8 protein-coding genes are annotated in these 9,898 nt (G+C 68.6%); 2 read left to right on the top strand and 6 right to left on the bottom strand.

What is annotated here, in order from left to right:
* Positions 1–142: 142 nt before the first annotated feature.
* Positions 143–1,282, bottom strand: a complete 1,140-nt coding sequence (locus tag J0J01_RS32575; protein ID WP_296387807.1) for a CoA transferase — start codon at positions 1,280–1,282, stop codon at positions 143–145.
* 42 nt (positions 1,283–1,324) lie between these two features.
* The gene (locus J0J01_RS32570) at positions 1,325–2,245 is read right to left on the bottom strand and encodes a hypothetical protein (protein ID WP_296387806.1); all 921 of its coding nucleotides are present in this window, start codon (positions 2,243–2,245) and stop codon (positions 1,325–1,327) included.
* Positions 2,246–2,404: 159 nt separating this feature from the next.
* Between J0J01_RS32570 and J0J01_RS32565 the strand changes: the two genes are divergently transcribed.
* Positions 2,405–3,163 carry an enoyl-CoA hydratase/isomerase family protein gene (locus J0J01_RS32565; RefSeq protein ID WP_296387805.1) on the top strand — a complete coding sequence of 253 codons (759 nt, stop codon included), beginning with the start codon at positions 2,405–2,407 and terminating at the stop codon, positions 3,161–3,163.
* 224 nt (positions 3,164–3,387) lie between these two features.
* Here the strand turns inward: J0J01_RS32565 and J0J01_RS32560 are convergent, their stop codons facing one another.
* From J0J01_RS32560 to J0J01_RS32550, 3 genes are read right to left on the bottom strand one after another with little or no spacing between them, the layout of a single operon-like run.
* Positions 3,388–5,331, bottom strand: coding sequence for a CocE/NonD family hydrolase (locus J0J01_RS32560; RefSeq protein WP_296387804.1), 1,944 nt, complete (start codon positions 5,329–5,331; stop codon positions 3,388–3,390).
* Between the two features lie 13 nt (positions 5,332–5,344).
* Entirely contained in the window at positions 5,345–5,599 is a 255-nt protein-coding gene (locus tag J0J01_RS32555; RefSeq protein ID WP_296387803.1) for a hypothetical protein, read from the bottom strand.
* A 41-nt stretch (positions 5,600–5,640) separates the two neighbouring features.
* Positions 5,641–6,942, bottom strand: a complete 1,302-nt coding sequence (locus tag J0J01_RS32550; protein ID WP_296387802.1) for a S8 family serine peptidase — start codon at positions 6,940–6,942, stop codon at positions 5,641–5,643.
* Between the two features lie 415 nt (positions 6,943–7,357).
* On the opposite strand from J0J01_RS32550, the gene J0J01_RS32545 reads away from it, so the two are divergent.
* The gene (locus J0J01_RS32545; protein ID WP_296387801.1) at positions 7,358–7,969 is read left to right on the top strand and encodes a pyridoxamine 5'-phosphate oxidase family protein; all 612 of its coding nucleotides are present in this window, start codon (positions 7,358–7,360) and stop codon (positions 7,967–7,969) included.
* Here the strand turns inward: J0J01_RS32545 and J0J01_RS32540 are convergent.
* A complete protein-coding gene (locus J0J01_RS32540; protein ID WP_296387800.1) occupies positions 7,950–9,092 on the bottom strand; it encodes a tripartite tricarboxylate transporter substrate-binding protein in 1,143 nt (380 codons plus the stop codon). The two genes, J0J01_RS32545 and J0J01_RS32540, sit on opposite strands and share 20 nt — an antisense overlap.
* Between the last annotated feature and the right edge of the window lie 806 nt (positions 9,093–9,898).

Genomic DNA, 9,898 nt, shown 5'->3' with positions numbered 1-9,898 from the left:
CCGGAATGCGGCTCTCGGGGTCGATGTAGGAGAACAGACCGCCCTGATCCCGGAACTCACCGCGCATTGCCCATGCTCCACAGCAAAAACCACGCTATGGAATCATCAATCCTGAAAAACCGGAAGGTTCTTCAGCAAACTGCTAGAGCTTGGCCAGCACCTCGTCGGTGTGCTCACCGAGCTTGGGCGCCGAGCGCGCCGAGGTCGGCCTGATGCGGTCGAAGGTGATCGGCAGGCCGACCACCTTGGGATCGCCGCCGGGCAGCTGCTGCATCAGCTCCGAGGCGGCGAACTGTTCGGTGTTGGCGAGCTCGCCGATGTCGTTGACGGCGGCGCAGGGCACGCCCGCTTTCTCCAGCGCCTCGACCCATTCGGGCCGCGTCTTCTTCCTCATCGCCGCGGCGATCAGCGGCAGCAGCTCGGTCTTGTGGGCGACGCGCGCGGCGGACTTGGCGAACTTCGGATCGGTCGCCCATTCGGGATGGCCCAGCACCTGGGCGCAACGCGCCCACAGCCGGTCGTTGCCCGGCGCCAGGCACAGCGGATGGCCGTCGGCGCAGTCGAAGGTCTGGTAGGGCACGATCACGTTGCCGCCGGTGCCGTGGCGCTGCGGCACGTTGCCGGTGGCGACGTAGGAGTTCACCTGGCCCTCGACCCAGTGCACCGCCGAATCGAACAGCGAGGTGTCGACCAGGCAGCCCTTGCCGGTGCGGTCGCGCTGCCGCAGCGCCGCCAGCGCGCCGATCGTGCAGAACATGCCGGTCGCCTTGTCGTTGATCGAGGCGCCGCAGAAGGTCGGGGGGTCCTGCGGCCGGCCGGTGACGCTCATCATGCCGCCATAGGCCTGCAGCAGCGGGTCGAAGCCCGGCTTCATCTTGAGCGGGCCCTGGTAGCCGAACGCCCAGATCGAGCAGTAGATCAGCCGCGGATGGCGCGCCAGCATGGCCTCCGGCCCGATGCCGATCTCGTCGACCACGCCGGGCCGCAGGTTCTGGATCAGGATGTCGGCGGTCTCGCAAAGCGCATGCAGCTTCCCGACGTCGGACTCGAGCTTGAGGTCGAGCACGACCGAGCGCTTGTTGCGGTTCTGCGAGTAGAAGTAGAGCGAGGTCCTGCCGTCGGGCCCGAACGGAGGGCCCCAGATGCGCGCGTCGTCGCCGCCTTCGGGCTTCTCGATCTTGATCACGTCGGCGCCCATGTCGGCCATGATCACACCGGCCAACGGCCCGGCCAGCGCCTGGCCCACTTCGATGACGCGTACACCTTCCAACGGCAAAGTCACGGCGACCCCTCAACAAGGCTCGAGGGGTCGCAGGTTACAGGCTCACCAGAAGCGACGCGAGCCGAACCACGTGATGGCGACGCGCTCGTGGCGATGCTTCGCACCGGCGCCGGCGCCGGCACAGGCCGCGGCGCAGCCCAGCAGCAGGGTTGCTGCCACGCCGAAGGCGGTGATCAGCGCCGCCTTGCGCGCGGCCTCGGCCGTATCGCGGATCTTCTGCTCCGCGGTCTTTAGCTCGGTGTTGGCCTCGTCGACGCGCTTCTCGGCTTCGGCCTGCGGCAGGCCGGTCTGCTGCTGCACGATCGCCACCAGGGTGGTGCGGTCGCGCGGGTCGAGCTGGCCGCTCTTGATCGAGGCGGCGAAGATGCGCGTGACCGGCGCCGCCAGGTCGGCGCGCGACGCCGTTTGCATCGCGGCACCGGGCGCGCCGCCGGCGGGAGCCGGTGCCAGGATGCGATCGACCGCATAGTCGGTCGGGTTCATCGAGATCTGGTTGGCGGGATTGGCGGCGGCGCCGCTCGCGACGGCGGCGGTGGTCTGCATCGCGGTCTTGAGCACGCCGGCCGCGCCGGAGGCCGCGACGGCGCCGCCGACCACCAGCGCCAGCGCCCACACGCCGAAGCCGTGCGCGCCGTCGCGGAAGTCGGCCTCGGCGATGTCGTCCTCGGTGGCGGGCAGCCGCATGCGGCCGGTGATGTAGCCGCCGGCCGCGAAGGCCGCGACGATGCTCACCGCGGCATAGAGGGCGGAGATCACGGCCAGCGCCTTGGCCGAGGCGCCGGCATAGGGATGCGCCGAGGCGGCGCTGAGCCCGATGCCGGCACCGAAGGTCAGCAGCACCATCGAGATCGCGGTGGCGCCGAGCGCACCCAGGATCACCGCGCCCCATTGCACGGAGCGCGGCGGGGCGGTGGCGACGACGGCCGCCGGAGCGGGGGTGATGACGGGAGCCGAGACGGCCATGGGATCCTCCCTCAGCGCAGGCCGAGGAAGGACAGGATGAACATCACTACGACGATCAACCCGACGAGGTAGATCACACCGTTCATCGAATTCTCCTTGAGTTCCAATGGGCAGGCGTTTTGGGCATTGCGGTAAACGGGCCCTCGGGAGCGAGGTTGCGTGTCGCAGGCGGCCGTGCGCGACCGGATCGCCGAGATCACCCTCAGCCGCGCGCCGGTCAATGCGATCGACCACGGCCTGATCGAGGACCTCAACGCCGCCTACCGCCAGGCCAAGGCCGATCCGGGCGTGCGCGCGATCATCCTGACCAGCGCCTTCGAGCGCGCCTTCTCGGCCGGCATGGACCTCGCGATGATCCGCGGCAGGCGCGGCCTCGACCTGCGGCGCTACCTGCAGAAGCTCTACTTCGAGATGCACGACCTGCAGTACCGCATGGGCAAGCCGACCATCGCGGCCCTGACCGGTCCCGCTCGCGCCGCGGGCGTGACGCTCGCGGTCTCCTGCGACTGCATCGTCGCCGCCGACACCGCGAGCCTTGCCTATCCGGAGATCCTGGTCGGCGTGATCCCGGCGATGCACTTCGTCCACCTGCCGCGCCAGATCGGCCGCCACAAGGCGTTCGAGCTCTTGTTCAGCGGCCAGCCGATCAGTGCTGCAGAGGCGGAGCGCATGGGCCTGGTCAACAAGGTCGTGCCGCGCGCGCGGGTCATGGACGAAGCGCGCGCACTCGCCCGCGACTTCGCGGCCAAGTCGCCGCTGGTCATGGAGCTGGCGCGCGACGGCTTCATGCGCGCCAACGATTTCGAGTATCACCGCGCCATCGAGAATACCGTCGAGACGATCTGCAACATCATCGAGACCGACGAGGCGCAGGAAGGCCTCGCCGCCTTCAACGAGAAACGGCCGCCGCGCTGGTGACAGAACGTCTGCAATTGGTTGTTTGTCAATTGCACACTGTATGCTATTCGAGGGTCGATCAATGGGAGGATCCATCCTCGGCCCAAGCGCTCCCCCGCCGGCTGGGGGGTGGCCCTTGGTCGATGGCCTGCGGACATCCCCGAACCCGTCCGCAGGCCATTCCCCAGTTGGGATCATCGCGGCGGTGGTGCTGAAGAACCGGAAGTGACTCAGGTCTGGAAGACTCAGACCAGATCCCGCTTGATCGTGGTGTCCCAGTCGCGGGCGCAGACTTCCGCGTCGCCCTCGAAGGCGCGCACGCTTGCCTGCAGGCGGAAGGTCTCGCGCGTGCAGCTCATGCGCAGGGTGGTGTCGACGCGCGTCCGCCAGGCGCCGCGCGCGACGGTCATGGAGCGGCGCATCGCGGCCGCGGCGCTCGTCGGATCGTCGCCCTTCACGTCGCGCTCGAAGTGCCAGTCGTTGCCGACCTCGAGGCCGTCGAGCTGGTCCCACACCACCACGCCCGGCCGCACGACCCGCGGCTTCTCGGCCGGCGCCGTCTCGACGGCAGCGAAGTCGGGCAGCGAGTCGACGCGCGTCGGCCGCACCGGCAGGTCGAGGTGCCCGCCGAGGATCGTCACCGTTGCGCGCTCGGGCGCCGGCCACACCATCGGCCAGTAGGAGGTCGAGAGCGCCAGCCGCAGCCGATGGCCCGCGGGAAACGCCGCGCCGCAATCGTTGAGCTTGATGCGCATCGTGTAGCGCTCGCCCGGCACCAGCGGCGAGGGCGCCGCATGACCGTCGCGGTGTGTGAGGTTCAGCACGCCGAAGCTGGTGCGCAGCGAGGCACCGTCGGGATGGACGTCGCATAGTCTCGCGATGATCTGCGCCACCGGCTTGTCGGCCGCAAGATCGAGCGTGAGGACGGGCGCGCCCAGCAGCTCGACGGTCGCGGTGAGCGGCGTGTCGAACACCAGCGACAGCGCGTCGTCCTCGCGCTGGTCGTCGGCCTGGTCGTTGCCGCGGCCGAACGGGCACCATTCGCCGCCGTGCTTGCCGACCGACAGCGGCGAGCACACGGGACGGGGCGCCAGCACGCCGGCGCGGTCGGCGAGGCCCGCGTCGGACAGGAACAGCCGGCGCATCGGCCGCTGCGGCGGCCAGACGGGCTCGCTGATCCAGCGGCCGGGCAGGGTCTCGTGATGGCTGGCGGGTGGATGGCTGCCGGTCATCCAGGCGCGCAGCATCGGCTCGGAGTCGACTCCGGTGTCATGGCCCTTCAGCCAGCGGTCCCACCATTTCAGCATTTCCTGGAGGAAGCCGATCTGCGGGCCGGGCTTGGCGAAATGCGGATAGGCATGCGCCCACGGCCCGATCAGCCCGCGCCGCGGTCCGGAGAGGTTCGCCAGCATCCGCGGCACGGCGTTGGTGTAGCCGTCGGTCCAGCCGCCGACCGCGAACACCGCGCAGTCGATCGCCGTGTAGTCCTCGCACACCGAGCCGCGTCGCCAGTAGGCATCGCGATGCTGATGCCGCAGCCAGCGTTCGAGGAACAGCGGCAGGCCGTTCAGCCGCTCGAGCCACATCGCCCGCCAGCGTTCGCCGACCAGCGCCGGGTCGGGCGGATGAGTCATGTCGGAGAAGAAGAAGCCGGCCCAGCCGAAGCCTGCCTCGAGCTTGGCGCCGCCCATGTAATGCACGTCGTCGGCGTAGCGGTCGTCGGTCGAGCACAGCGTGACGATCGCCTTGAGCGCCGGCGGGCGCAGTGCCGCGACCTGCAGGGCGTTGAAGCCGCCCCACGAGATGCCGAACATGCCGACCTGCCCGCTGCACCACGGCTGCGCGGCGATCCAGGCGATCGCCGCGGCACCGTCCTCGAGCTCGGCCCGGGAATATTCGTCCGACAGCAGCCCCTCGGATTCGCCCGCGCCGCGCACATCGACCCGCAGGCAGGCATAGCCGTGCGCGGCGAGCCAGGGATGGGTGAGCGCATCGCGCTCCATCGTGCCGTCGCGCTTGCGGTAGGGCAGGTACTCCAGCAGCGCCGGCACGGGATGGCGCTCAGCATCTTCCGGCAGCCACAGCCGGGCGGCGAGGCGGCTGCCGTCGGGCAGGGGAATCCAGATGTTCTCGGTCAGGCGTATCGGCGCGCGGCGCCGTTGCGCGGCGTGATCGACGGGATCGTCCACGTCGTCCGCGACCCTACGACGGCGACTTGCCGGGCGGGCCGATGTCGACGGGAGGATGCTCCTCGGAGACGTCCGCCACGCCGTGGACCTTCCTCATGCGGCCGATCTTCGACGCCGCACCAGTACTGGTGACGTGGCCGGTGACGACGCCGACCGCCTCGAGCACGTCCTTCACCGAAAGGCCCGCCGCCTTCAGGTCCTTGACGACGTCGTGCGCCTTCCGATCGCCGGAAAGCGTGACGACCAGATCCTGTTTCTTGTCGGCCATGCCTCTAGATTGGCATGGCCGACGGCCACATCAAGAGCCGGTTACGGCGCCTGCACCAGGCCCGCGCCGACGTCGCTGGCCGGCAGCGGCAGGTGCCTGGCGGTCGCCAGCAGCTTGGCCCGGAGCGCCGCGCCACGCAGCGAGGCGTTGCTCTGGGCCCACAGCGCCGCGCAGCCCGCGACATGCGGCGTTGCCATGCTGGTGCCGCTGATGGTGTTGTGCAGGTTGGGCCGCGGCCACGACGAGAACACGTTCACGCCCGGGCCCGCGATGTCGACCTTGCCGCCGTTCGAGAACGAGGCGATGCGCAAGGCGTTGTCGACCGCCGCGACCGACACGATCGACGGCGAGTTGGCCGGCGCGCCGGCCGGCGCGATGGTGCCCGGCCGGGCGCTGTCGTTGCCCGAGGCGGCGATGATCAGGCAGCCCGCCGCGAGGGCTGCGTTGCCCGCCGCGGTGTAGGACGGCTGCGGCGGCACCGCCGCGCGCAGCGACATCGAGATGACCGCGCACTTGTTGGCGATCGCCCAGTTCATGCCGGCCAGGATCTGCGCCTGCGTGCCGCTGCCGGAATTGGTCAGCACCTTGCCGACGAAGATCTGCGAGCGCGCGGCGATGCCGTAGCGCTGCACGCTGCCCGGAGGCGCGCTCGGCCCGCACGAGGTGCCGATGGTGTGGGTGCCGTGCCCGTGCAGGTCCTGGACGGGCTGGCCGACGAAGGTGTTGGTCACGAACGAGCGGCCGGCGAACTCGGGATGGCCGAGATCGAAGCCGGTGTCGAGAACGCAGACCTTGATGCCGGTGCCGTTGAAGGCGCTGGCCGGCACCTTGCAGGCGGCGAGGCCCCAGGTCACGCCGGCCACCGCGGCCTCGGCCTCGGCGCGCGGCGCGATATGGTCGCCGAGATCGGCATAGATCATCTCCGCGGTGCGCATCACGCCGCGCAGGTAGTCGGCCGGATTCACGTCGGCGGCGAACATGAAGTATTCGGGATCGATCGAATGCGCCGGCCCGTCCTCGGCGGCGAGGGCCGCGGCGGTGAGCGAGTGCTCCTGCGCCGCGGCGCCGCCGATCAGCGCCACGCCGATCTCGGGGAAGACGACGGCGTCGGCATCGCCGGTCGCCGCGAGGTCGACGGACTGGGCGGTGAAGTCGCGCGCGTCGGCGAGGCGCAGGCCCTTCCGGGCCTGCAACGACTTCACGCCGGCGGCGGTGGCGCCTTCCTTGAAGGTCATCAGGAAGCGGCCGGTCGCCTTGGCGTCGCCGCCGCTCTGGAGCGCCGCGAGCAGCAGCTCGTCGGCGGTGGCCGAGACCTTGAGGTCCGGCGCGGCGGCGGCGGCCATGGGGGCCGCGGAGCCTCTCGTCCTCATCTTTGTCTTTGCTCTGGGCCTGCTGGCCATGTCTGCCTCCCTGTGCGGAAACGCGTCGAGCCGGTGCGATCCGGCATCGGCAGCGTCGTGAGCGGGGCGACAACGGCGGTGCGCCGATCCTGACGCGATCGGCTCGCCTTTCGATCTCACGCGCACGGCTGCCCCGGTTCCGTGCGCAGAGACAGGACGACAGCATGACGGACTGCGTGAGGAATGAAAGTGACTTTCTCGGGAAAGTGGTATCGGGGGCGACACGGCGGCGTAGCAGGCGCAACGTCTTCGTTGCGTGGCGTACCCCCAGCGATGAGCCCGACTGCTTGGCTTCGGAACCGATTGAGCGATACCATCGGCCTTGGAACAAGAATCGCCAGCAGCCCGGAGAGAGACCGTGCCGGATTTTGTCGCGTCGGAAGCCGAACTCGAGGCGATCTACGGCCAGCCGGCCGGCCCGGCGGTGATCAAGGAAATCGATCACATCTCCGATCATTACCGCCGCTTCATCGAGGCCTCGCCGTTCGTCGTGCTCGCCACCTCGGGCCTGGAGGGGCTCGATTGCACTCCGCGCGGCGATCCGCCCGGCTTCGTCCGCGTGGTCGACAGCCGCACCGTGATGCTGCCGGACCGCCGCGGCAACAACCGCATCGATTCGCTGCGCAACATCGTCCGCGACCCGCGCATCGCGCTCTTGTTCTTGATCCCAGGCGAGGGTCGGACGCTGCGCATCAACGGTCGTGCGGCGATCAGCGTCAACCGCGCGCTCTGCGAGTCCTTCACCATGGAAGGCAAGGTGCCGCGCAGCGTCCTCGTGGTCACCGCGGAGAGCGTCTACACGCAGTGCCCCAAGGCGCTGGTTCGTTCCCATCTGTGGGACGCGTCCCGGCATGTCGCCGCGGGGACCCTGCCGAGCAGCGGCACCATCATGAAGGCGCTGCAGCAGGGCTTCGATGGCGACGCGTACGACCGGGAGTATCCGCAGCGGCTCAGGGAAACGATCTACTGAGCAGGCGGGCGTCCCTTTGCTGGGCGCGCCTCTCCTCTGTCGTCCTGAGCGCAGCGAAGGACCTCACGGAACGATCGACGAGTCTGCTGCGACCGTGAGATCCTTCGCTGCGCTCAGGATGACAGGATCGCACCCCCAGCAGGTTCACGTCGGCTTGATGTTGCCCTTGCGGATCACCTTGGCCCACTTCTCGATTTCGTCGGCAATGAGCTTGACCAGCTCGGCCGGCGGCATCGGCATGGCAACGCCCCCCAGATCGGCGAAGCGCGCCTTCATCCGGGGATCGGCAAGGCCCGCGTCGATCTCCCGGCCGATCTTGTCGACAAATTTCGGCAGGCGTGCCGCGGGGCGCGCCGACTCCGTACCAGGCGCTCACCTCGTAGCCCGGCACGAACTCAGCCACGGTCGGCATGTCCGGCAGGGCCTCCGCGCGTGTGGCGCCGGTGGTGGCGAGTGCGCGCAGCTTGCCGGTCCGGATGAACTCGATCGACGAGGGAGGCGTGGGGAACACGACCTGCACTTCGCCGCCCAGCAGCGCCGCCAGCGCCGGTCCGTTGCCGCGATACGGCACGTGAACCAGATGGGTGCCGGTCATCATGTTGAGCAGCTCACCGGCGAGATGGCCGACGCTGCCGACTCCGGCCGAGCCCATGTTCACCTTGCCGGGATTGGCGCGAGCGTAGGCGATGAACTCGGGCAGCGTCCGGGCCGGGATCGACGGGTTGACCGCGAGGTAGAGCGGGATGCTCATGATCCCCGCGATCGGCGCGATATCGCGGGCGTAATTGAAGCTGAGATTGTCGTAGAGGGTCGCATTGATGGCGCCCGTCACACCGATCAGCAGGAGCGTGTAGCCGTCGGCCGGCGCGTTGGCGACGATCTCGGTCGCGATGTTGGTGGCGGCGCCCGGCCGGTTCTCGACGATGAACTGCTGACCGGTCCGCTCGGTCAGCCACTGGCTCATCAAGCGGGCGACGATGTCGTTGCCGCCCGCGGGGGCAAATCCGACGACCCAGCGCACCGTTCGGGTCGGATAGGCCTGGGCCGAAGCGACGCGCGATACGGCCAGAAGCGCGGCAGCGCCCGTCGTCAGAGTGAGAATGTCTCTGCGGGACGAGTCCACAGATCACCTTCCTGCGGCGCTGCGCGCTCGGACGCCGGCAAGCGTGCGTCAGATGGGGCACGTGTCGTGCGTGCCGGTGATCGTGACAGCTTTGGTGTAGGCCGCCAAGACTTGGCGCTGGCTATGCTTGAACTACCCGCAGCGGGCCAAGAAAACGACCTACTGAATGGGCGCCGGGGTGAAGCCATCGCCCACGGGGGCTCGATCTTGGGCGGCGCAGCAGGACGGGCTGGCGACTCGGGAAAGCCATCCCTCTGCCACGGTCCGGCGGTCTGCACAGCCATGTCCATCCGACAACTTCTGGCATGAGATCAGCAACCGCATTTGGTCCACAACAATTTATACCGCATAAGCCGGCAACAACCAGCGTCGTTATGAATAAGGAAGCTTCAAAAGGCACTCGTGGGTGCCGCTTCTTCCAGCGCTCGTGAAGTCAGATGCAAGCCACCTGCGTCGCCAACAACAATACAAAGCATAGGCACGGCACTAGTTGGCCTTCAGCTACGACTAGGCAGAAACGCTGAGGGGCCCTACACTCGCCGGCAATTGAAAAGGCGGGGTGGGAACTGATGTCTGGTCATTCAAAGTTCGGCTTTGTCGCATATCCTGGTGCACCACGTGAGGTGGGGCAGACCATAGAAGCGGCCATCGCTGCAACTAAGGATTCTCTGAACAAGCTGTCGATCGAGCGGCTCTGCTAGAGTGATCTGGTGGAGGCGGTGATGAAGCAGCTGAGTTTTTCGGACGCAGAGTACGGCGGGAAGCGCAAACGGACCCGCCGCGAGGTGTTTCTGGCCGAGATGCAC

The organism is Reyranella sp., from assembly GCF_017305915.1.
Taxonomy (GTDB): Bacteria; Pseudomonadota; Alphaproteobacteria; order Reyranellales; family Reyranellaceae; genus Reyranella.
This window is presented reverse-complemented; position numbering and strand designations above follow the sequence as displayed.